The 23,483-nt window shown below is 42.3% G+C and carries 21 protein-coding genes and 1 riboswitch; of the genes, 16 read left to right on the top strand and 5 right to left on the bottom strand.

Translation table 11 applies throughout. From position 1 onward, the window contains the following. Positions 1–19: 19 nt before the first annotated feature. The 4 genes from fliS (at position 20) to MKY17_RS26660 (ending at position 2,464) form a co-directional block, all read left to right on the top strand. Positions 20–421: a flagellar export chaperone FliS gene (fliS, locus tag MKY17_RS26675; protein WP_098371579.1), complete on the top strand. Its 402-nt coding sequence runs from the start codon at positions 20–22 to the stop codon at positions 419–421. Continuing rightward, positions 421–765: a flagellar protein FliT gene (locus MKY17_RS26670; RefSeq protein WP_098371578.1), complete on the top strand. Its 345-nt coding sequence runs from the start codon at positions 421–423 to the stop codon at positions 763–765. Before fliS ends, MKY17_RS26670 begins: the two co-directional genes overlap by 1 nt. A 252-nt stretch (positions 766–1,017) precedes the next feature. Then, the gene (raiA, locus tag MKY17_RS26665; RefSeq protein ID WP_098371577.1) at positions 1,018–1,575 is read left to right on the top strand and encodes a ribosome-associated translation inhibitor RaiA; all 558 of its coding nucleotides are present in this window, start codon (positions 1,018–1,020) and stop codon (positions 1,573–1,575) included. Between the two features lie 631 nt (positions 1,576–2,206). Beyond that, positions 2,207–2,292, top strand: a riboswitch (cyclic di-GMP riboswitch). A gap of 31 nt (positions 2,293–2,323) precedes the next feature. After that, complete coding sequence (locus MKY17_RS26660) at positions 2,324–2,464, top strand: anti-repressor SinI family protein (protein WP_098371576.1); 141 nt, start codon at positions 2,324–2,326, stop codon at positions 2,462–2,464. 149 nt (positions 2,465–2,613) lie between these two features. Here MKY17_RS26660 and MKY17_RS26655 read toward each other — a convergent pair whose 3' ends face one another. After that, positions 2,614–2,937 carry a helix-turn-helix domain-containing protein gene (locus tag MKY17_RS26655; RefSeq protein ID WP_063233922.1) on the bottom strand — a complete coding sequence of 108 codons (324 nt, stop codon included), beginning with the start codon at positions 2,935–2,937 and terminating at the stop codon, positions 2,614–2,616. A gap of 416 nt (positions 2,938–3,353) precedes the next feature. Between MKY17_RS26655 and secA the strand changes: the two genes are divergently transcribed. From secA to MKY17_RS26610, 9 genes are all read left to right on the top strand, one after another. Beyond that, positions 3,354–5,867 (top strand): preprotein translocase subunit SecA, encoded by a 2,514-nt coding sequence (secA, locus tag MKY17_RS26650; RefSeq protein ID WP_098371575.1) that lies wholly within the window; start codon positions 3,354–3,356, stop codon positions 5,865–5,867. A 170-nt stretch (positions 5,868–6,037) separates the two neighbouring features. Then, positions 6,038–7,136 (top strand): peptide chain release factor 2 gene (gene prfB / locus MKY17_RS26645; protein WP_283899583.1). Its coding sequence is split into 2 segments (ribosomal slippage): positions 6,038–6,100 and positions 6,102–7,136, totalling 1,098 coding nucleotides; the frame shifts between segments, so codons are not numbered across the junction. 157 nt (positions 7,137–7,293) lie between these two features. Next, positions 7,294–8,157 carry a YitT family protein gene (locus tag MKY17_RS26640; RefSeq protein WP_098371573.1) on the top strand — a complete coding sequence of 288 codons (864 nt, stop codon included), beginning with the start codon at positions 7,294–7,296 and terminating at the stop codon, positions 8,155–8,157. 49 nt (positions 8,158–8,206) lie between these two features. After that, entirely contained in the window at positions 8,207–8,548 is a 342-nt protein-coding gene (gene cccB / locus MKY17_RS26635) for a cytochrome c551 (protein WP_076368274.1), read from the top strand. A gap of 294 nt (positions 8,549–8,842) precedes the next feature. After that, a complete protein-coding gene (gene ftsE / locus MKY17_RS26630) occupies positions 8,843–9,529 on the top strand; it encodes a cell division ATP-binding protein FtsE (RefSeq protein WP_076368273.1) in 687 nt (228 codons plus the stop codon). After that, a complete protein-coding gene (gene ftsX, locus MKY17_RS26625; RefSeq protein WP_098371572.1) occupies positions 9,519–10,412 on the top strand; it encodes a permease-like cell division protein FtsX in 894 nt (297 codons plus the stop codon). Before ftsE ends, ftsX begins: the two co-directional genes overlap by 11 nt. A 91-nt stretch (positions 10,413–10,503) precedes the next feature. Then, positions 10,504–11,898 carry a M23 family metallopeptidase gene (locus tag MKY17_RS26620; protein WP_098371571.1) on the top strand — a complete coding sequence of 465 codons (1,395 nt, stop codon included), beginning with the start codon at positions 10,504–10,506 and terminating at the stop codon, positions 11,896–11,898. Between the two features lie 141 nt (positions 11,899–12,039). Continuing rightward, positions 12,040–13,464, top strand: coding sequence for a S41 family peptidase (locus MKY17_RS26615; protein ID WP_098371570.1), 1,425 nt, complete (start codon positions 12,040–12,042; stop codon positions 13,462–13,464). A gap of 214 nt (positions 13,465–13,678) precedes the next feature. Beyond that, positions 13,679–14,872, top strand: coding sequence for a PDZ domain-containing protein (locus MKY17_RS26610; RefSeq protein WP_098371666.1), 1,194 nt, complete (start codon positions 13,679–13,681; stop codon positions 14,870–14,872). Positions 14,873–14,979: 107 nt separating this feature from the next. Here MKY17_RS26610 and MKY17_RS26605 read toward each other — a convergent pair whose 3' ends face one another. Next, positions 14,980–15,969 (bottom strand): iron-siderophore ABC transporter substrate-binding protein, encoded by a 990-nt coding sequence (locus MKY17_RS26605; protein WP_098371569.1) that lies wholly within the window; start codon positions 15,967–15,969, stop codon positions 14,980–14,982. Further along, positions 15,962–16,090, bottom strand: coding sequence for a hypothetical protein (locus tag MKY17_RS26600; protein ID WP_339201110.1), 129 nt, complete (start codon positions 16,088–16,090; stop codon positions 15,962–15,964). Before MKY17_RS26600 ends, MKY17_RS26605 begins: the two co-directional genes overlap by 8 nt. A 59-nt stretch (positions 16,091–16,149) precedes the next feature. Here MKY17_RS26600 and MKY17_RS26595 point away from each other — a divergent pair, with 59 nt between their 5' ends. Next, entirely contained in the window at positions 16,150–17,154 is a 1,005-nt protein-coding gene (locus MKY17_RS26595; protein ID WP_098371568.1) for an iron ABC transporter permease, read from the top strand. Beyond that, the gene (locus MKY17_RS26590) at positions 17,151–18,206 is read left to right on the top strand and encodes an iron ABC transporter permease (RefSeq protein WP_098371567.1); all 1,056 of its coding nucleotides are present in this window, start codon (positions 17,151–17,153) and stop codon (positions 18,204–18,206) included. Before MKY17_RS26595 ends, MKY17_RS26590 begins: the two co-directional genes overlap by 4 nt. Before the next feature lie 56 nt (positions 18,207–18,262). Here the strand turns inward: MKY17_RS26590 and MKY17_RS26585 are convergent, their stop codons facing one another. Continuing rightward, positions 18,263–18,796, bottom strand: a complete 534-nt coding sequence (locus MKY17_RS26585) for a YceI family protein (protein ID WP_098371566.1) — start codon at positions 18,794–18,796, stop codon at positions 18,263–18,265. Positions 18,797–19,263: 467 nt separating this feature from the next. Next, positions 19,264–21,453 carry an MMPL family transporter gene (locus MKY17_RS26580; protein WP_286177042.1) on the bottom strand — a complete coding sequence of 730 codons (2,190 nt, stop codon included), beginning with the start codon at positions 21,451–21,453 and terminating at the stop codon, positions 19,264–19,266. A gap of 319 nt (positions 21,454–21,772) precedes the next feature. Here MKY17_RS26580 and MKY17_RS26575 point away from each other — a divergent pair, with 319 nt between their 5' ends. Then, the gene (locus tag MKY17_RS26575) at positions 21,773–23,350 is read left to right on the top strand and encodes a catalase (protein WP_179891064.1); all 1,578 of its coding nucleotides are present in this window, start codon (positions 21,773–21,775) and stop codon (positions 23,348–23,350) included. Positions 23,351–23,483 lie beyond the last annotated feature (133 nt).

The following is a 23,483-nucleotide window of genomic DNA, read 5'->3' as shown; positions in this document are numbered from 1 at the left end:
GTTGGAAAGGAAGTTAAGTATGGCGATAAATAATCCATATCAATCGTATCAGCAAAATTCAGTCAATACAGCATCCCCGGGAGAGCTTACATTAATGCTTTATAATGGCTGTTTGAAGTTCATCATGCTTGGGAAGAAGGGCATTGAAGCAGGAAATATCGAAGCGAAGAATACGAACATCATCAAGGCGCAAAATATTATCCGCGAATTGATGGTGACGCTGAATATGGATACGGATGTATCCAAAGATATGATGAGTCTGTATGATTTCATGAACCGGCGTCTGATCGAAGCGAATATGAAAAATGACGTTTCTGCCTTGGAAGAAGTGGAAGGACTTGTTACTGAGTTCCGGAATACTTGGAAGGAAGTAATTAAGATCAATCGGAAAAAACAATTTACCCAAAGCGGTCAAGTGTAATGGTAATTAGAACCTTTCATGATTTGACTGCTGAATTGCTTGCCGTTCTGGAAGATCGCACGATCACAGAGCGTGATGATAAAATAGAAAGGATCACAAAGCTGATTGATCATCGGGATGGGCTTCTTTCTCAAATCAAACCGCCTTTTACTGGTGAAGAGCAACAATTGGGCCGTGCAGTACTGTTGCTCAACCAACAGGTCGATCACTTGCTTAAGCTCCAAAAGCAGGAGATACAGCGGGATATCCAGGAAATAAATAAGAAGAAACGATCGTCCAATAAATACACGAACCCGTATGAAAGTCTATCAGTGGATGGCATATTTTATGATAAAAGAAACTGATTACCCTGCCGTTTGGATTCCAAACGGTTTTTATGTTAAATATTTTTAAATTTTCTGTAAATAATATAGGCTTAATTTTTTCTTTATAGCATAGCATTTGATATAATGAAGCTAGGGCAGACATCAACCCTTTCCAAACCTTCCGACAATTGTTTCATTATTTCGACATATTTCATGATGTGTTTCTAAAGGAAACCGGAGGGGTATTGTAGAATCTAACTGTATAGTCTTAATTTAAGGAGGACTCACTTTATGAATTACAACGTACGCGGTGAAAACATTGAGGTAACTCCAGCAATTCGAGAATACGTCGAAAAGAAAATTGGCAAGTTAGAACGATATTTTAACAATACACCAGATGCAAATGTGTTAGTGAATTTAAAAGTGAACAATAATACATCTAAGGTCGAAGTGACGATTCCTATGCAGAATTTGGTTCTTCGCGCTGAAGAGGAAAATGCGGATATGTATGCTGCCATTGACTTGATCAATGATAAGCTTGAACGCCAAATTCGTAAACATAAAACGAAGGTCAACCGTAAGTTCCGGAATAATCTATCGACGACACCCGATGCATTCGCCTTCAATACGGATGTTGACGAGGTGGTGGATGAATTCGAAGACGATAATGATATTGAAGTGGTCCGCAATAAGCGCTTTGATTTAAAGCCGATGGACAGTGAAGAAGCGATTTTACAAATGAATATGCTTGGTCACAGTTTCTTCGTTTACACGAATGCGGATACTAATACAACAAACGTAGTGTACCGCCGAAAAGATGGGCGCTATGGATTGATTGAACCTAGTTAACTATTAATCTAAGATCAAAAGCACAACCCAGCCTCTGGGTTGTGCTTTTTTAATAGAATTCGTTGGCTGTTGGATTTAAAATTTTGTTCTCTAAAACACCGAAAAGTTCATTTAAAAGAACATAAAGTGTTCTTCATTAAGATAAATAGTCAGTTTTACCTATTTAAACACCCCTAACTTTTGCACTATACTCGAATTGTTAGTTCTTTAAAAAGAACAACTAGTTATTTATAAACAATTTGATTAAGGTGCAGAGGGGTTGGATAATATGTATCAAAAGAATTGCCATACATGCCATAGGGCTTCTTTTAGCAGTGCGGAATATGGAAGGTGGCTTTGCCCGCGATCTGCGGTGAGGATTTAACTGCGCAAAAAGCCCTCGATGCACTTATAATTGAGAGAATCAATACACCCCAACGAAATATTAAGAGAAGCAATATTCACTATTATACAAAAAAGCGAAATTGAATTAGTCCATGATAAATTACCTGCACTATGAATTTTCTTAATTTTGTAATATTTTGTCGGATAAAAGTTTTTGCTTTTATGTGGATTACCGACATAAAATAGCAATATATGGAGTATGTATCCGTTATAATATGATTATAGGCATTGTATTTGGTAATAAGTACCATGACAAAGGCAAACTTATTGAAAGATTAGGGCGCAAAGGCACAGGTCTAAGGTCCTTGTGACTATGATGGCTGGTCTGCCTGAAATACAAAGAGTATTTTAGGAGGTAGAAGAGGTGGCTAATGTGGCAATGGATCAAGAATGGGTGAAATTGATTTCAGAAGCAAGGAGCTTGGGTTTCAAAAAAGAGGAAATCAGTGCTTTTTTGAAAAGGGGAAGCCTTGAGGTATCTTTTGAGGAGAACGATGGAAAATAGGTTTCGAACAAGATCGAGAACATCCCTATAAACAGTGGTTCGATTCATTAGCTGTTTATAGGGTTTATTTCTCCTTGAGATTCTGGCGAGTCTAGCTTATTCAAACTGTATTCTTCAGGATTATGTAGGTAAACTAGTGCACTACCACTCTACTCTTCTTTATCTTTTCTCCATTTATTAAACTCGATGAATTCCCTGAATTGTTGTTTTGAAACACCCGAATTCATGGCTTCCTCAACGATTTTCATCCAGTCAGTGTCCAAGGTTTCCTTATTTGGTGCATCATAAAGCAGGGCATCAACAGGAATGTTAAGTACGGCGGAGATTTTTTCAAGAAATTGAATAGAAGGATTCGTTTGTAAGTTCCGCTCGAGCGAACTTAAATAAGACTTTGCCACACCCGCTTTATCGGCAAGTTCAGTCATCGACATTTTCTTTTCTTCTCGCAGTTTTTTTACACGTTCACCAATCATCAATACCACCTCGAAACATGTTCTATTTATCTTCCGCTATTAAGTTTCAGTAGCCCACCTTATCATTCAAAACATGACGCCTGTATGGTTGGATTACCTTGACATATTATCGCTAGAGAGGACATAGCACCTAATGGAAGGTTATGGATAATTCTCATTTACATATGGAATAGTAGGGAGTTTGCAACATATTTTTTATACTTCCTTCTATTTTAACAGTTTTACTCCTCATTTATCCATTGTTTTTCGCAAGAATTGAATTCAGGTCTATACCAGGTAAGTGACATGAAGTTGTACCTCTAGAATAGAAGTGGTAAAATTAAGCGTGCATTAGTAATAATAGAAGTTGTGTTTCTTCTTACTTATATGAATTTAGTCATTGAACGATCATTACCATAATAGAGGAGCGTTATTGAATGCTTAATATATTAAATAAAGTTTTTGATCCGAATAAGCGAGAAATCAAACGATTAGAAAAAATCGCCGATCAGGTCGAAGCATTGGCTGATGAGACGGCTGCGCTATCGGATGAACAGTTGCGTGTCAAAACGGATGAGTTTAAAGAGCGTTATCAAAATGGGGAAACCGTTGATGATTTGCTTGTCGAGGCTTTTGCGGTTGCGCGTGAAGGTGCAAAGCGTGCTCTGGGCTTATATCCTTACCGTGTTCAAATCATGGGTGGGGCATCCCTTCATGATGGAAATATCTCCGAGATGAAAACAGGGGAAGGTAAAACCTTGACATCCACCATGCCTGTTTATTTAAACGCGCTTACCGGTAAAGGTGTACATGTCGTTACTGTCAATGAATACTTGGCACACCGTGATGCCACCGAGATGGGTGTATTGTATGATTTTCTTGGTTTGACCGTCGGATTGAATTTGAACAGTCATTCTAAAGAAGAAAAGCAGGCGGCGTACAATGCGGATATTACGTACAGTACGAATAATGAGTTAGGTTTTGATTACCTTCGTGACAATATGGTGTTATATAAAGAACAAATGGTACAGCGCCCGCTGCACTTTGCTGTCATTGATGAGGTCGATTCGATTTTGATCGATGAGGCGAGAACGCCATTGATCATTTCCGGTTCCGCACAAAAATCGGCTCAGCTTTATATCCAGGCCAATGCGTTTGTGAGAACCTTAAAAAAAGAAACGGACTACACATATGATGAAAAGACAAAAGGTGTTCAGCTGACGGAAGATGGGATGAACCGAGCTGAAAAAGCGTTTAATATCGATAATTTGTTCGATATTAATCACGTTACTTTGAATCATCATATCAATCAGGCGTTAAAGGCGCATGTTTCCATGCATTTGGATGTGGATTATGTGGTCCAGGAAGGCGAGATAGTCATCGTTGACCAATTCACTGGCCGTTTGATGAAAGGCCGCCGTTACAGTGAAGGTCTCCACCAGGCGATCGAAGCGAAAGAAGGACTTGAAATTCAAAATGAAAGCATGACTCTTGCGACGATTACATTCCAGAACTATTTCAGGATGTATGAAAAACTTTCAGGTATGACCGGTACAGCCAAAACGGAAGAAGAGGAATTCCGCAATATTTATAATATGAATGTCATTGCGATCCCGACAAACAGGAATATCATTAGGGATGACAGGGCAGATCTTATATACGCGACAACTGATGGGAAATTCAAGGCTGTTGTGGAAGACATCGCCGAGCGTTATAAAAAGGGTCAGCCTGTGCTTGTCGGTACGGTTGCCATCGAAACATCTGAAGTCATATCCGCCTATTTATCCAAAAAAGGAATCCCTCACGATGTTTTGAATGCCAAGAACCATGAGCGTGAAGCAGAAATCATTGCGAATGCAGGTAATCAAGGCTCAGTTACGATTGCTACGAACATGGCAGGGCGCGGTACGGATATCAAGCTTGGTGAAGGAGTCAAGGAGCTTGGAGGCCTTGCTGTCATCGGCACGGAACGTCATGAAAGCAGGCGTATAGATAACCAGCTGCGTGGTCGTTCCGGCCGTCAGGGAGACCCAGGGGTCACTCAATTCTATTTATCAATGGAAGATGAATTGATGCGCCGCTTCGGTTCGGATAACATGAAAAACATGATGGCACGCCTTGGAATGGATGATTCTCAGCCAATTCAAAGTAAAATGGTGACAAGGGCCGTTGAATCCGCACAGAAACGGGTCGAAGGCAATAACTTTGATTCACGTAAGCAATTACTGCAGTATGATGATGTTCTCCGTCAACAACGGGAAATTATATATAAACAGCGTTTCGATGTCATGGAAAGTGAAAACTTACGTGAAATCGTCGAAACTATGATTACGGCATCCATCCAGCGAAATGTTGTCGCCTTTGCACCAATGGGTGATGAGGAAGGCTGGAATTTACAAGGCCTTGTGGATTACCTGAATGGTAACCTATTTAATGAAGGTTCAATCACTGTAGCTGAATTGGAAGGGAAAAATGAAACGGAATTGGTTGATTTCATTTTAGCAAAAGTGAAAGAAAGCTATGACCAAAAAGAAGAAGAGCTATCGGAAGAACAAATGCGTGAGTTCGAAAAAGTAATCGTTCTTCGTGCAGTCGATAGTAAGTGGATGGACCATATTGATGCAATGGAGCAATTGCGCCAAGGGATCCACCTTCGTGCTTATGGCCAGATCGATCCGTTACGTGAATATCAATCTGAAGGTTTCGCAATGTTTGAAGCCATGATTGCTTCAATGGAAGATGAAGTCGCCAAATACATCATGAAGGCTGAAATCCGCAACAATTTGGAGCGTAAGGAAGTCATAAAAGGACAAGCGGTCAATCCGAAGGAAGAAGACGGGGGAAAAGTGAAAAAAGCCCCTGCCCGTAAAAAGGAAGACGTTGGCCGAAACGCGTTATGCCCATGCGGCAGCGGTAAAAAATATAAGAATTGTCATGGTAATTTAGGCTAAAGTTAGGTGTATAATGATTATGGGACGGTTAAGTGTGAGGCTTGCCGCCTCTTTTCATGTTTAGTTTGCATAAAGCAATATATTTGCATATAGTTTGAAGAGGTTTATTTGTAATGAAGCGAATCCCTCTTCAGGGATTTTTTTTAACATACTTAATGAGGTGAAGAGAAATGGAATTAGCAGAAATAAGAAATGAACTTGAACGGACAGCGCAACGATTAACGGACTTTAGGGGGTCTCTTTGACTTAGATGAAAAAGAGGCACGAATCGCACAGCTTGAAAATGAGATGACACATCCCGATTTTTGGAATGATCAGCAAAAAGCACAAATTGTCATCAATGAAACGAATGCTTTGAAAGAACAAGTCAATCAATTGTCCGATCTGAATGAATCATATGAAAATCTCGATTTGACATATGAATTAGTGAAAGAGGAGAATGATCAAGAACTTTTGGCTGAACTGGAAGAAGAAATCACGATTCTTTCACAAAAGATGAATGACTTTGAACTTCAACTTTTACTAAGTGAAGAATATGACTCGAAAAATGCCATTCTTGAACTGCATCCTGGTGCAGGCGGAACGGAGTCCCAGGATTGGGGTTCCATGCTGCTTCGTATGTATACAAGATGGGGTGAAAAAAGAGGCTTTAAAGTGGAAACCCTTGATTACCTTCCAGGTGATGAAGCTGGAATCAAGAGTGTCACTTTAATTTTCAAAGGCCATAACGCCTATGGTTATTTGAAAGCGGAAAAAGGGGTCCACCGTCTTGTCCGGATCTCTCCTTTCGATTCCTCAGGGAGACGCCATACTTCATTCGTTTCATGTGAAGTCATGCCGGAATTCGATGAGACGATCAATATAGAAGTACGTACGGAAGATTTGAAAATCGATACGTACCGGGCAAGTGGTGCAGGTGGTCAGCATATCAATACAACGGACTCGGCAGTCCGGATCACCCATATACCTACGAACACCGTGGTAACGTGCCAAAACGAGAGATCTCAAATCAAAAACAAGGCCCAGGCCATGAATATGCTGAAAGCCAAATTGTATCAACGTGAAATTGAACAGCAACAAGCGGAATTGGATGAAATCCGTGGTGAGCAAAAGGAAATTGGCTGGGGCAGCCAAATTCGTTCTTATGTTTTCCACCCGTATTCCATGGTTAAAGATCACCGTACCAGTGCGGAGACCGGAAACTTGGGAGCGGTCATGGATGGGGATATCGATATGTTCATTGATGCGTACTTGCGTTCAAAATTATAAGATCAGCCAGTCGGACCGGTATCCCCGGTCCGGCTTTTTTTTTATGATTGCCTTTTTAACGAATCTTCTGGCTGACATTTACAGGATGGAAAAGGGATGCTCTACCTCGTTCGGCCAATACTAGATAATAATGATGGTTCGAGGAGACTTATGCAAAATGAAGAAAAGATACCGGGAGCAGAAGCACCCTTTAGTTCAAAAGTTATTGGAGTATGGATTGGTGATTGCCGGTTCGGCCATAATTGCCATTGGTTTTAACGTATTCTTACTGCCAAACCAGGTTGCATCTGGCGGGGTCAGCGGGATTAGCACGATTCTCGATTCAACTCTCGGTTGGGAGCCGGCTTATGTACTTTGGGGTTTTAATATCCCATTGTTCATTGCGGGGCTTATTATCCTTGGAAGACATTTCGGAGCCAAAAGCCTGATTGGAACCTTGTTTCTGCCTTTAGTGGTATTTCTGACAAAGGATTGGGATGCATGGACGAATGATGCATTGCTTGGTTCGATTTGCGGGGGGATGATGGTCGGACTTGGGCTGGGGATCGTCTTTCGCGGGAAGGGTTCCACAGGGGGGACCGATTTGGCGGCACAGATTTTCCATAAGTATACCCATCTGTCATTGGGGACCTGTGTGGCTGTCATTGATGGAATCATCGTTTTAAGTGCTGCCATCGTTTTTGATATTGAAAAAGGGCTATATGCATTAATAGGGCTATATGTGACAAGTAAGACGATCGACCTCGTCCAGATTGGATTGAACCATTCGAAGATGTCTTTAATTATCACGAATAAAGAAATGGAAGTAAGGGATGCTATCATACATGAGCTGGACCGGGGTGTAACAGGCATATCCGGGTATGGCGGCTATACGGATGATACTCGTCCAATTTTGATGTGCGTAATAGACCAGTCGGAATTCACCAAATTGAAACAATTGGTGAAACTCGTTGACCCTAAAGCGTTTGTAATTGTAATGGACGCATCGGAGGTACTTGGGGAGGGTTTTAAACTGGATTGAAATTGGTATAATGTTCTTGTGCTGGTATAAATCAGAGGGGGTAAATTCAATGAAAGTGAAATGGTTAGCCTTAGTTTTGGGTACTTCTTTGGCCTTGGCTGCATGCGGCGGGAACGATGATGCTGCAGATAAAGAGCCTGCAAGTGAAAATAATGAAACGACTACGGCAGGTGCCGGTGATGCCGCTAAAATTTATGAAAACAAATGTTCAAGCTGTCATGCAGTGAATCTTGAAGGCGGCGTGGGGCCGAATTTAACGAAGGTCGGTTCTAAGCTTTCGAAAGAAGACATCGAAAAAGTCATAGCGAATGGCCAAGGTGGAATGCCAAAAGGTATAATCCAGGGCAAGGAAGCGAGCATGGTCGCTGAATGGCTTGCTGGACATAAGTAATGATAGATGAAACGTCCTGCCTTAGCAGGACGTTTCATTTAGCCTCCTTAAAAACCTCGAAACAACTCACATTTAATCCCTTATCAAGCAATCAAAACCTGGAATTATTACATAGATGTTGATATATGTCTAACTGAAATGAAACTGTAATATTTTTTATGCTTAATTTGACAAAATATGATGTTATAATGTTTCTGTGCTCAAGTAAGAGAGATTCCTGTCAGATTTCAGTGAAAATTGTCGAAAAAGCTGTTGGTACATAGTGATAATCCAAGCAAATTAGGTGGTTTTAGAATGATAGAAATGATAGATGTGAAAAAGACATATCCAAATGGCGTAATTGCCATTAATGGAATCAATGTGAAAATAAAGGCAGGCGAGTTCGTTTATGTAGTGGGTCCGAGCGGTGCCGGAAAATCGACCTTCATCAAAATGATGTATAGGGAAGAAAAGCCTACAAGCGGTAATATCTTGGTCAATGGCCTTAGCCTGCCAAGTATCCGCAATTCGAAAGTTCCTCTATTCCGCCGTAATATCGGTATGGTATTCCAAGATTTTAAACTCCTTCAAACATTCACTGCATATGAAAATGTTGCTTTTGCCATGGAAGTTATTGAAAAGGAACCAGAAGAAATCAAAAAGAGAGTCATGGAAGTTCTCGATCTGGTTGGCATTAAACATAAAGCGAGGATGCTGCCTTCAGAGTTATCCGGTGGGGAGCAGCAAAGGGTTGCAATAGCCCGTTCGATTGTCAATGACCCTAAGGTAGTCATAGCCGACGAGCCTACAGGTAATCTTGATCCCGAAACATCATGGGAAATCATGAACATATTTGAAGAAATTAATAAACGCGGAACTACGCTTGTCATGGCCACTCATAATAGGGACATCGTCAACAATATTAAACGACGTGTCATTGCCATTGAAAGTGGAAAAATAGTACGCGATGAACATCGAGGTGATTACGGATATGAAATTTAGAACATTGCTCCGTCACTTCCGTGAAAGTTTTAAAAATATTGGCCGTAATGGATGGATGACGTTTGCTTCAGTCAGTGCAGTAACGGTCACTCTAACATTGGTTGGCGTCTTTTTAGTGCTCATGATGAATTTAAATCATATCGCGGGAAATGTGGAGAAAGATGTCGAAGTTCGGGCACATATTGATAATGCGGCGAATGATGACGATATAAAAGCTATCGGTAAGCAAATTATGGAGATGAACGGCATTGAATCAGTGATTTTCTCTCCAAAAGATGAAGAGCTTACTAATTTAATAGATGATTTAGGAGATAATGGTGATGCTTTTAAACCATTTGAACAAGATAACCCATTAAGGGACGTTTATGTCATCAAAACGAAATCCCCGCAAGATGTCATCAAGGTGGCAAAAAAGATCGAAGGTTTGGAGTATATCCAAAGTGTTAAATATGGACAAGGCTATGTCGAGAAACTATTCAGCTTTGTTAATATTGCTAGAAACATAGGAATCGTTCTTATTGTAGGCTTACTATTTACTGCAATGTTCCTGATTTCGAATACGATTAAAATTACCATTGTAGCCAGAAGAAAAGAAATTGAGATCATGAGGTTGGTAGGGGCGACGAATACGTTCATCCGTTGGCCATTCTTCTTGGAGGGTCTCTGGTTGGGAATCCTCGGTTCCATCATTCCGATAGGTCTGATAGCAGTACTCTACTACAATCTATATAAATATGCAGCACCGCAAATCACGTTCAAATTCATAGATTTCCTGCCTGCAAATCCATTTATTTATCAAGTTTCGGCCATCCTCATCGTAATTGGTGCCGTTATCGGGATATGGGGCAGCTTGATGTCCGTCAGGAAGTTCTTGAAAGTATAAAAGTGTATCTTTACTCGAAAGCCAAAAGAAGCCAGACATAGAGAGACGTTACAAGGCATGGATGTAACGGGTTGAAAGGGGAAATGAAACGTTGAAAAAAAATATCATTGCCATGAATGCCTCCATTATGATCGGGTTGGGAAGCATTCTAGCGGCACCTTCGGTTTATGCTGAGTCGATTTCGAATTTAGAAAAACAGAAAGAATCCATCCAGGATAAACGTTCGGGTGTTGAATCGAATATTTCCGAAACGGAAAAGAAAATCGATAACCTGCAGGATAAGCAAATGACAGCAGAAGATCAAATTGCTGCCATTGAAGCGAAAATTGCCGAGTCCGCAAAAAAGATCGATGCTAAAAATGCTGAAATTACTCAAACGAAAAAAGAGATCGAGGCATTGAAAGAAGAGATTAAAGTATTAAAAGAGCGGATCGCCAAACGTAATGAAGTATTGAAGGAAAGGGCCCTTTCTTTCCAAGAGACTGGCGGGGACGTGAACTACCTTGAAGTATTATTCGGATCATCCAGTTTTGGGGATTTAGTTGACCGTGTCGGAGCTGTAGCGACAATCGCTGAAGCCGACCGCGATATTTTAAAGCAGCATGAGCTGGATAAAAAGGATCTGGAAGAAAAGCAAAAAGCCGTAGAAACGAAGCTAGCCAGTTTAGAAGTGGCAAAAGCTGAACTATTGGAAATTCAAAAGCAGCAAAAACAGCAGAAGCAAGAAAAGGATGCTTTGGTTAAGAAATTAAAGCAACAAACTAAAAAGCATGAAGACGAGAAGATGGGTCTAGAGGAAGAGAAAGCGAATCTTGCCGCCCAAGAAAAAGCGATCAAATCAGCCATCAGCTTAGAGCATCAACGTCTTGCTGAATTGGAAGCAGCTCGTAAAAAAGCGGCAGCTGAAGCGAAAAAACGTGCAGAGCAAGAAGCTGCGCAAGCGGCAGCACAAGCAGCTTCTCAAGCATCACAGGCAACCGAAACAAAAAAACAATCCACTTCTTCAGGATATAGTGCAAAAAGCAACAGCTCATCATCGTCATCTTCACAATCTTCGTCTAATGTAAGTCAAGCGCCAGCTGTATCATCTGGTACTTTCACTAGACCTAGTGCAGGATATGTATCTTCAACAATGGGTGAACGTTGGAATAAACAGCATGCCGGCATCGATATAGCTGCTAGCGGAACGGTTCCAGTTGTAGCGGCAGCCGACGGAGTCGTAAGCCGTTCTTACTTCTCAAGTACATACGGTAACGTCGTCTTCGTTACCCATTCAATCGGCGGTCAGCAATGGACTACTGTGTATGCACACTTAAGTTCTAGACAAGTAGGCGAAGGTGCTGTAGTTGCCAAAGGTCAACAAGTTGGCATCATGGGTAACACAGGACATTCCTTCGGTCAGCATTTACACTTTGAGCTACATAAAGGCCCATGGAATTATAGCAAGTCAAATGCTGTTAATCCATTAAACTATATAAATATTTAATACACAATATATCAATGGAAAAACAGACAAGGATAAATTCCTTGTCTGTTTTTTTGTGTGGGGTCACCATTTTCTATAAGCATATTCTTTCCATTCCCTTCATATAGTGAAATACATATCAGGTCAGAAATGGGGATAAATATGGTCAAAAAATGGGTACTTCCTCTAGCAATCATCATGTCACTAGCCATTGGAGCAGTGGGGGGCATATATTGGACAAGCCTTCCGGCCAAGAATGAAGCAATGGATGAAAGCCAAGAAATATCAAAGGATAAGGAATGGGCAAAAGTTGAACAAGCCTACGGTTTGATCGTAAGCCAGTATGTGGAACAGGTGGACGGTTCCAAACTGGTCGAGGGTGCCATCCAAGGCATGCTGTCTGCGTTGAAAGATCCTTATTCCGTATATATGGACAAGGAGACCGCTAAGCAATTCAATGAAACCCTGGACTCCTCTTTTGAAGGGATTGGGACTGAAATCGGAATGGAAGATGGCAAGGTCATCATTGTTTCTCCTTACAAAGATTCACCTGCTGAAAAAGCAGGATTAAAGCCGAAAGATCAAATCCTTAAGGTGAATGGCGAGAGTGTGGAAGGTTTGGATCTGTATGAGACACGCTTGAAAATCCGTGGCGAAAAAGGATCACCCGTCAAAATGGAAATAAAGCGGGCCGGGGTGAACAATCCGCTAGAATTCAATATGATGCGTGCCGAAATCCCGTTGGATACCGTATTTTCATCAATTAAGGAAGTCACCGGAGAACAAATCGGTTATATCGAGTTGACCACATTCTCGGAAAATACTGCGACTGATTTCAAAAAGCAGTTGAAGGAGCTGGAAAAGCAGGGAATCAAGGGCTTGGTCATAGATGTACGCGGCAATCCAGGCGGCCTTCTTTCCAGTGTGGAAACGATTCTTGGCGAGTTTATCACGAAAGACAAACCCTATTTGCAAATTGCGGAAAGAACAGGGGAAACACAATCGTTTTTTACAAGCCTTAAGAAAGCGAAAAGTTATCCCATCGCGGTCTTGACGGATAAAGGCAGCGCCTCAGCTTCGGAAATCCTGGCTGGCGCGATGCAAGAGGCGGGTGACTATCCATTGGTCGGTGAGAAGACCTTCGGGAAAGGTACAGTACAGCAAGCTGTACCAATGGGTGATGGCAGTAAGATTAAACTTACGTTATATAAGTGGCTGACGCCTTCAGGGAACTGGATCCATAAAAAAGGGATCGAACCGACAATCAAAGTGAAACAACCGGAGTATTTTGATGCACATCAGCTGGCCGTTGAGAAGGTGTTGCAGCGGGATATGAATGATGAACAAATCCAGTATGCCCAAAGCATTCTGAAAGGACTTGGATTTGAACCGGGTCGTGAGGATGGATATTATGATTGGAGTACAGAAATCGCAGTAAAGGCATTCCAAAAACAATTTGGCCTGGATGTGACTGGTAAACTGGACGCTAAAACCGCAGCACATCTGGAATCCGCCATTCTGGATAAGATCCAGGATGAAGATAATGATATTCAGTTACGCACGGCTTTGAATTATTTAGTGAAATAAATTGATCGCACCGTTCCCCTTGGAACGGTGCCTCTTTTGCATTTGATCGAGCCCCGCCTGCGAACATGAAGGCAGTATAGGGGAAACTTAAGATAAAGCTACTTTTTCTGCATCTTAATAGGCATGAAGGTTACATTTTTGATAGAATAGGAGGTAACTGACCAGAACGAAATTTGACAAAATTTTGATTACTTTTGAGGATGGTGGAAAGAAATTGACAACGGATTGGCTGACTGCATGCTTAATGGGATTAGGAAAACTCTTCCTTCATCCTTTGCTTTATGTTTCGATTGCCTATTGTTTATTCATCGGCTATCTTCGCGTTAAACGGGAACGCCATGATTTCAATACGAAGATTTACAGTTTTTCCATGGAGCTGCGTTCCATGTTACCTCAAGGATTGATATGGGGATTGATCCTTTCCTTCGTCACGCTGGCTACTGGACTAGCCATTCCTTTGGCGGCTCTGTTCATCATGGCAGTGGTTACAGTTTTGTCCATGCTATCCATGAAAAAGAGGTTTGTTTCCCCCGTTTACACAGTGGGACTCACCTTCTTTATCCTTTTCTTTTTATATGATAGTGATATCCAGCTGACTTTATTTCAGGATGCCTTTAATCAGCTGGATCGGTCCGTATATCCGACACTTGTTATTTTGATAGGGTTATTCCTCATTGCTGAAGGGTTTTTGATTGCTGGCAATGGAAGTGAAAAGGTCTCTCCTCAGTTGGAGGTATCCAAGAGGGGGCAGCCGATAGGTGTGTATGTTTCACAGCGAATCTGGCTAATTCCCATGTTCGTTATGATTCCTGGAGGACAACTTCCAGTGCCTTTCGAATGGTATCCGGTTTTTTCAATCGGGGACATGTCCCTATCGCCGATCGTATTGCCCATTTTAATCGGCTTTAAGCAAAAAGTTCATGGGACGCTTCCGGAACTGGCCATTAGGGCGCAAGGCAAAAAGGTAGGAGCATTGGGAATTGTGATTACGATATTGGCGGCAGTTGGTTACTGGTACCCACCATTGGCAATCATAACGGCTGTTTTAGCAATCCTTGGTCGTGAATTCCTGCACTATACCCAAAAGGCAATGGATCAAAAGCTTCCTTTTTATTTTTCGAAAAGTAAGCTGGGTGTCCAGATCTTAGGCGTTATCCCTCAATCTCCGGCAGATAAAATGGGCTTGCAAAAAGGCGAGGTCATTTCGAAAATAAATGGGGTCGTCGTCAGGGAAGAAGAAGAGTTATACAGGGCGCTCCAAATAAACCGGGCACATTGCAAGCTTGAGGTCATCGATAATAATGAACAGATACGTTTTGTGCAAAGAGCTCTTTTTGACGGGGAGCATTACGAATTGGGCATCTTGTTCGTAGATGATCAATTAAAGGAAAGCGGACAAGTGGGTTAAAGTCACAAATGACACAGCAGCAGTTCGCATGAATGTAAAATAAAACGGCCTTTCTCGAATTCTATATCGAGAAAGGCCGTTTTCAGTAGGATCGCAATCCTAATTTATTACTTTTCAAGCATGATTTTTTCTATATCGTCCAGCATTTTATTAGCTGCAATTACCCCGCCAGCTGTATTCCAAGTAGCGTCGCTAACCTCATAAGCTTTTCCATTTTTAACTGCATCAAGGTTTTTCCAAAGTGGATCATTAGTCCATTCTTTTGCTGTGCTTAGGGCCTGTTTGTCCCCTTCAGGAGCGTACGTGAAGTAGAAGAGAAGATCTCCATCCATTTTAGGGATGACTTCTTTCCCAACCTCAATGGCAAGGTTACCTAATTTATTGTCTGCAGTGAAAAGTTCCTTCTGTTGTTCTGCACGTTTAAATCCTAATTGATCGAAAATCACTCCAGAGAATGAATCTGTGTAATAAATACGAGTAGTTCCAGCCATGAAACGAACAATGGAAACTTCTTGATTTACTTTATCACCCAATTTAGCTTTAAGATCTTCTGTGTGTTTATCGAATTCTGCAATTACGTCGTTCCCTTTATCTTCAAGGTTAACGGCTTTTGCATATAGTTTAAAGTTTTCTTTCCAATCTCCTCTAAGCGTTTCCGAAAAGACGGTAGGGGCGATTGCACTTAATTTATCATATACAGCCTCTTGGCGTATCTTGCTTCCGATAATCAAGTCAGGCTTCAGTGATGCGATTTTTTCTAAGTTAACTTCATGTTCAACCCCAACAACTTCGACCCCATCCATATCATCTTTAATATGGTCGTACCAAGGGTCACCAAGCCATGATTGAACGGCACCAACAGGTTTAATTCCTAAAGCAAGCAATGCCTCAGTACCTTCATTTGTTAAAACGACCACCCTTTTAGGCGTTTCTTTCAACTCGGTAGTGCCCATGGCATGCTCAATTGTGTAACTTTTATCTTCTTTCTTGTCTTCAGCTTTATTTCCATCGGCTTTATCATCCGAATTCCCGCAAGCTGCTAGAAGAAAGACTGCAAATATTGTAAAAATCGTTAATAATGACTTAAATCTAAACATCTATGTATCCCTCCCAATTTTTCAGCAAATGATAATCATTCGCACTTAACAGCATCATCATAAAATGAATATACTTTTCTGTCAATATATAAATGAAAATGATTCTCAAATTCGTTGACATAATCCCATTACCACCAGTAAAATATTACTATACAAACGTGATTGGAAAGGTAACTGGATATGTTATTAAAATATACATGGCAGAAATGGATGGGGCTGTTCATTACCATTATTTTGCTGCTGTTTTTACTGTGCTCAAGCATTGTATACGGTTATACAGATACAACCTGGAAAATGGCCATCGATGCTTTTACCCATTTCAATGGGACCAATGAACACATTGTCATTCAATCAGTAAGACTTCCGCGTGCCCTGATCGCTTCGGCAATTGGTGCAAGTTTAGCCATCTCGGGGGTTTTGATGCAAACGCTAACTAAAAACCCCCTGGCCTCTCCAGATATATTCGGGGTCAACGCCGGGGCGGGATTGGCGGTTGTCACTGGGGTCACCGTTTTTGGGATAAGCAATCTTCAAGTATTCACATGGCTGTCATTCATAGGGGCGGCCATAGCCGCGATAAGCATATATATGATTGGAAGCATGGGACGCGGCGGCTTAACACCGATGAAGCTGACATTGGCTGGTGCAGCCATGACGGCCATGGTAGCTTCACTTACACAAGGTCTTCTTGTTTCCAATGAGGCACTATTAGATCAAGTTTTGTTCTGGCTTGCTGGATCGGTTTCCGGCAGAAGTTTAGACAATTTAATTGCCGTCCTGCCTTATCTTGTCGTAGGTTGGGGCCTTGCCTTGATTATGTCCGGTAAAATGAATGTGTTATCAATGGGTGAAGATGTTGCAAAAGGCCTTGGACTGAATATAGTTTTCCTTAAACTGGTCCTGGGGCTGGCAATTATACTGCTCGCTGGCGGATCAGTGGCGGTTGCGGGTCCGATTGGCTTTATAGGAATCGTCGTTCCGCATCTTACCCGTTCTATAGTTGGCATCGATCATCGCTGGTTGATTCCGTTCTCTGGGCTTTTCGGGGCGGTGCTTTTGATTGCAGCCGACGTCATATCCAGGTATATCCTGATGCCTCGAGAAGTTCCGGTTGGAGTCATGACAGCCATAATCGGGACCCCATTCTTTATTTACATAGCTAGAAAGGGGTTCAGCGGCCGATGAAGTCATATAAGAGCTTTCGTTTATTTAATGAAAAAATATCATTCTTGATGGATAAAAAAGCTATGATCGTGATTTTCATATTATTTTTAGTCACTTCACTAGTGTTTGTGATCAGTACTGGAGTGGGTGAAATGAATATAAATCCGTTAAGTGTCCTCCAGGTCTTTATTGGAGGGGGGACGGAGAGCGATCGGCTTATTATCCAATCTTTCCGCCTGCCTAGAATAATTGTTGCCCTGTTAGTAGGGATGGGCCTTGCAGTAGCTGGAGGAATCCTTCAAGGGATGATTCGAAATCCGCTTGCTTCGCCGGATATCTTGGGGATAACAGGAGGAGCGACTGTAGCGGTCGTTGGATTCCTGGCCATTTTTAGCGATAAGAATCATTCTTTAACGGTGAGCATCAATTGGCTGCCGTTAGCTGCATTCATTGGGGCGACGGTCGTGGCCTTTCTTGTTTATTCTTTAGCCTGGAAAAATGGAGTTCCCCCGATAAGGCTTGTGTTGATCGGGATTGGGGTGATGGCTTTAATGAAGGCACTCACTACGATGATGATGATTCTTGGCCCAGTCTATCAAGCGAGCCAGGCCAACCTTTGGATCACGGGGTCAGTGTCTAACTCCACCTGGAATAATATCGCTGTACTGGCACCATGGACGATTCTATTCCTGTTAATAGCCTTCCTGTATGCCAGGAATATTAATTTACAGGAGCTAGGCGATGACCTTGCAACGGGGCTTGGGGGACATGTCCAAAAACAGCGGTTTGCATTATTGATGATCAGCACGGCCTTGATTGGTGGTTCCACGGCATTTGCCGGCGGAATAGGATTTGTGGGATTAATGGCACCCCACATGGCCAGAAGGCTGGTTGGCTCGAGTTTTGGAGTGTTACTGCCCACTTCAGCTTTGCTTGGTGGCATCCTGGTTATGGTGGCGGATTTAATTGGACGGACCTTATTCTCACCTTTGGAAATACCGGCTGGTGTCTTCACAGCGAGCATCGGGGCACCATACTTCATTTATTTACTATATAAAACGAGGAATTCGTAAATCCGATAATTGTAGAAAGCAGCAGTCATCCTAGGGATGGCTGCTGCTTCTTTTCATTAAGCTTCTTTAGCTGCTTCGATTTCAATGGTAAGCGTGATTTGATCGCCGATCAGTACGCCGCCTGTTTCTAATGCCGCGTTATAGGTTAGCCCATAATCACTGCGTTTGACTTTCCCTTTTCCGCTAAATCCAGCTTTTTCATTTCCCCATGGATCTTTCCCTTGGCCTTCGAAGGTGATGCTGAAAGTTTCTTCTTGTGTGATTCCATTAAGAGTCACATTTCCGGTTACATCGTATTCATCTTCATCCGTTTTCACGATTTTTGTTGATTTGAATGTTAAAGTAGGATTGTTTTCTACATCAAAGAAGTCAGCGGAACGCAAGTGATTATCCCGGTCTGCATTGCGTGTGTCAATACTGGCCACATCAACGGTAAAATCGATTTCTGCAGTTGTTAGATCCAATGGGTTTGCTAGAATGCTTGCATCGAACTTATTAAAACTTCCTTTTACTTTTGCGATCATCATATGTTTTACGGAAAATTCAATAGCACTGTGAGTCGGGTCGACTGTCCATTTTGTATTTGTCATGTTTATTCCTCCTGATTATTAATCTTGAATTTATATATCTTTAATTTGAGATATCTTAACTTAATGTAATTATAAGAGGTGGAAGCAATAGTGTCAACTGAAAGTTTTCCTTAATTTTGAAAACATGAAAAACCCTGTGCATTTATGGAGCACAGGGTTTTCAGACTGTATACAAACTCGATGAAAATCAAGTTTGTCTTAGTTTTTATGAAGGTTTATAAAACCTCGAACGTCGATTTCCACTCCAGGCACTCGCTTTCCGCGGGCGGTCCGGGAGCCTCCTTGGCGCCTTGCGCCTGCGGGGTCTCCCCTCGACGTGCTTTTCCCGCAAGAGTCTCGCACCTTCCGTTCCAATCAACTTTGTTTTAAAATTTTAGGTAAAACCCTTTTGTCTACAAACTCAAACCCTGTGCATTTATGGAGCACAGGGTTTTCTCTTAGAAAGGAGAATAAAGCTGACACCTTAATTAATTGACATGTTCTTTCTCTTCATGATTGGTCACTTTACTCGGCCAAAAAGCACGGCGGCCAAGTAGGGCGGTGATTGCAGGAACAAGGAACGGGCGCACAATGAATGTGTCCATTAACACACCAAGAGCAGTAATGAGCCCGAATTGAACCAATACTTGAATCGGAAGTGTGGCTAGAACGGAAAAAGTCGCTGCCAAGATTATTCCGGCCGAAGTGATGACACCGCTTGTTTCGGCAACGCCCTTTCTGATGGCCTGCTGGATTGGCATCGTTTCTTTCTTACGCCAAATGCTTGAAACCATGAAAATGTTATAATCCTCTCCAAGCGCAACCAGGAATACGAAAGAATAAAGTGGAATTGTCCCCTCTATGGCATCGACACCCATGAAATAGTGCAGGATTATCCAACCTAAGCCCATTGCTGCAAAGAATGAGAGAATGACTGTCCCCATTAAATACACCATGGCTGTCACAGATCGCAAGTAGGCTAAGAGGAGCAGGGAAATCAGGACGATGATGATCGGGATGATCATGAACTCATCGGATTTTACGGTATCCCTTTTATCGAATTGCGTCGCAGTTTGCCCGCCAATCCAAACCTTTTCATCAACGGAAGATATATTGGCGGCCTTCAATTCTTTCTCCGCCATTGTGCGGATTTCCGGAATGGAATCAATGGCCTCGATAGCATATGGGTTCAAGTTGAATGTGACGTCGTAGGATTGCAGATCTTTATTGGATTTACTTGTGACTGGATCGGCAACACTTTCAACAATATTCATCCTCTCTAATGCCGGCGCTAAATCGATATCTTCACCATCCGTATCGATAACCACTGTGGCTGGTGCCAGTTCGCCCGGTGAGTACGAGTCGGAAATGACAGAATAGCCTTCACGGGAGTTCATATCTTCAGGGAAGGAAGAGAGAATATCATATGAATATTTTATTTGTGAAGAATATCCAGCTAAAACACTGAAGATGATCAGGCATGTAAGAATGACAGTCCATGGCTTGGTCGTGACGATATGACCAAGCCATTTACCGATGCGGCCACCTTTATGCTTTTTGACGGCTTTTCCCTTTTTCTTAGCCCGTGCTTCTTCCATTTCAGGAGTACGCGGAACGATCGGGAAGAAGGAAGCCCTTCCGAATACAGAAAGCAATGCCGGTACAAGTGTTAAAGCTGCCAGCATCATGATTAAAATGGACAAGCTGAATGGTACAGCGAAACGGTGGTAGGCTCCGTATTTGGCTACAAGCAATGTTAGCAGGGAGATGACGATCGTAAGTCCGCTCATCGCAATGGCGCCTGATGAATCTTTAAATGCGGCGATCATGGCTTTCCGTTTGCTTTCATGATTCCTTAATTCACTTCTGTAGTGAGAAATTAAAAATAGACAATAATCCGTTCCGGCACCGAATAATAATACGGTCATTATTGAAATTGCCTGTGAATCGACTGTAATCCAACCATGGTCTGCCATGAATCCAAGAATAGGGCTCGTGACAATATAGGCGAAGCCTACTCCGATTAGAGGAATGATGGCTAAAAGCGGGGAGCGGTAAATAAGTAATAAGACGACAAGTACAAGTATTACTGTCGCTAATAGCAATTTGAAATCAGCACCTGAAAATAAACCGGTTGCATCGACGGATATTCCTACAGGGCCTGTCACTCGAAGGGATAATTCATCTGAATCTGTCGGGACCTTGAATGGGTCAGATCCAATGCGTTCCGATACTTTCTCATTAATGCTTTCAAGATTTTTTTCGAGAATTTCAGTCTCGGTCTTTTCTTTAAAGAAAAGCGGCTGTACGAAAGTCGTTCCATCTTCTGAAACCGATCCTTGAAGAGCAGGCAACGGAATTTCATGAAGCGGCGGTAAAAAAGATTGCTGTGTCAATGGGTTATCTGTCAGTTCTTTGGAAAGGTACTGGATTTCAGCCAAGTCGGCCTCTGTCAGTCCACTTTCCCGATGCCATGTAAGGAGGGCAGGTAATCCAGAGGATTTTGGAAACTCTTCTTTAATAAGTTCATCAGCCATGACAGAAGGTGAGTCTTCGGGCAAGTCTGCGGCATTATTTGCTGTTCGATCATTTACGGCAGGCAATGTGAAGGTTAATGCGATTGCTGCAATTATCCATACAGCAATGACAACCCAACGACCGGTTTTTCCAGTCATCATCCTGCCAAGTCTTCCTAAAATTGATTCGTCCAATGAAGGCACCCCGCTTTTTGAATATTTTATCCTTAGTTCATTATAATGGAGCGCTGTTGTCATATACAAAAATGGGTATGCTTCCTCCATGTTTCTACTAAATGCTTCAAAGCTTACTTATCATTATATGATTTACACCAGTTGTTAATGGCATAAACATATGATCAGCGATATATAGGGGGAATTTAACTAATTTCAATTAAATTTGAAGATTGAAGAGTGAAATATAGGGAAAAGGGGAAAGTATACTAGTATTGTGGCTTTTATTAACAGAGGAGGTATATTTTTGTCTGATAAATCCAAAAAACCAAATGATGAATCGAAAGAAACATTAACGAACAGGCAAGGGCACCCGGTAACGAATAACCAGAGTCTTAGAACTGTAGGAAACAGAGGACCTAGTACACTTGAGAACTATGATTTCCTGGAAAAGATCAGCCACTTCGATAGGGAGCGTATCCCTGAACGGGTGGTGCACGCCCGTGGTGCAGGTGCACATGGTTATTTCGTTCCGACCGGTAAAGCGGGGGAAGAGCCTATTTCAAAATATACGAGAGCGAAGGTTTTTCAGGAAGAAGGTAAAAAAACCCCGGTATTCGTGAGATTTTCATCTGTTATTCATGGAGGGACGTCCCCGGAAACGTTACGTGATCCCAGGGGATTTGCGGTTAAATTTTATACGGAGGATGGAAACTGGGATCTTGTAGGCAATAACCTGAAAATTTTCTTTATCCGTGATGCCATGAAATTCCCGGATTTGATTCATGCCTTCAAACCCGATCCGGTCACGAACATTCAGGACGGCAGGAGGATTTTCGATTTTTGCTCGAGCTCACCTGAAACATTCCATATGATTACCTTTGTGTTTTCCCCATGGGGCATTCCAGCTAACTACCGCATGATGCAAGGGTCAGGGGTCAATACTTATAAATGGGTCAATGAGGAAGGGAAAGCGGTGCTTGTCAAGTATCATTGGGAACCGAAACAAGGGATCAAGAACCTGACACAGCAAGAGGCAAATGAAATTCAAGCTACGAATTTCAATCATGCCACACAGGATCTATATGAAGCGATCGAACGCGGGGACTATCCTGAATGGGATCTCAACGTACAGATCATGAGTGATGATGATCATCCTGAGTTGGATTTTGATCCGCTGGATGATACGAAAATCTGGCCGAAAGATGAGTTCCCATGGCTGCATGTCGGTACGATGGTTTTGAATAAAAACCCTGAAGACTATTTCACTGAAGTAGAACAGGCTGCATTCGGCACCGGTGTCCTAGTGGATGGACTGGACTTTTCTGATGACAAGATGTTACAGGGACGTACATTCTCTTATTCCGATACACAGCGCCACCGTGTTGGTGCGAATTATCTGCAATTGCCGATTAATGCTCCAAAGAAACCAACAGCCACGAATCAGACTGGCGGACAGATGCAATATGAAGTTGGCAGAGGCAGCCAAAGCCCCCACATCAACTACGAACCATCAACTGTCGGCGGCTTGAAAGAAGCCAAGCAGACGGGCAAGGAGTATACACCTATGGTGGAAGGGAAACTTGTTCGTGAGACAATCGATCGCCAAAACAATACGAAACAGGCTGGTGAAACATTCCGTGAATTCGAGGATTGGGAAAAAGACGATTTAATTTCCAATTTAGTGGCGGCATTGGCTCCTGCCGACAAGCGCATTCAGGAAAAAATGATAGCTCTTGCCGAAGAGGCCGATGAAGAGTATGGCCGCAGATTGAAAGAGGGACTGGCCGCGGCTTCTGAACATACGGACTCTTCAAAACCTCTGGGTGGGACGGATAACCCTGAGGACGCCGTTAGAAAAGGACATGAAGCGGATCCATATTGAGTGGGCTGAAAAGAAGCAAACTTCCCTTTAAAGGGGTTTGCCTCTTTTTTTTATGGGCATAATTGGAGGATATGTGGAATGCTCTTCTGATGATGCCTTGAAAATCAAGTAGGAAATTGATTGGCAAAAAACT

Source organism: Peribacillus sp. FSL P2-0133 (assembly GCF_037975445.1).
Taxonomy (GTDB): domain Bacteria; phylum Bacillota; class Bacilli; order Bacillales; family DSM-1321; genus Peribacillus; species Peribacillus simplex_E.
This window is presented reverse-complemented; position numbering and strand designations above follow the sequence as displayed.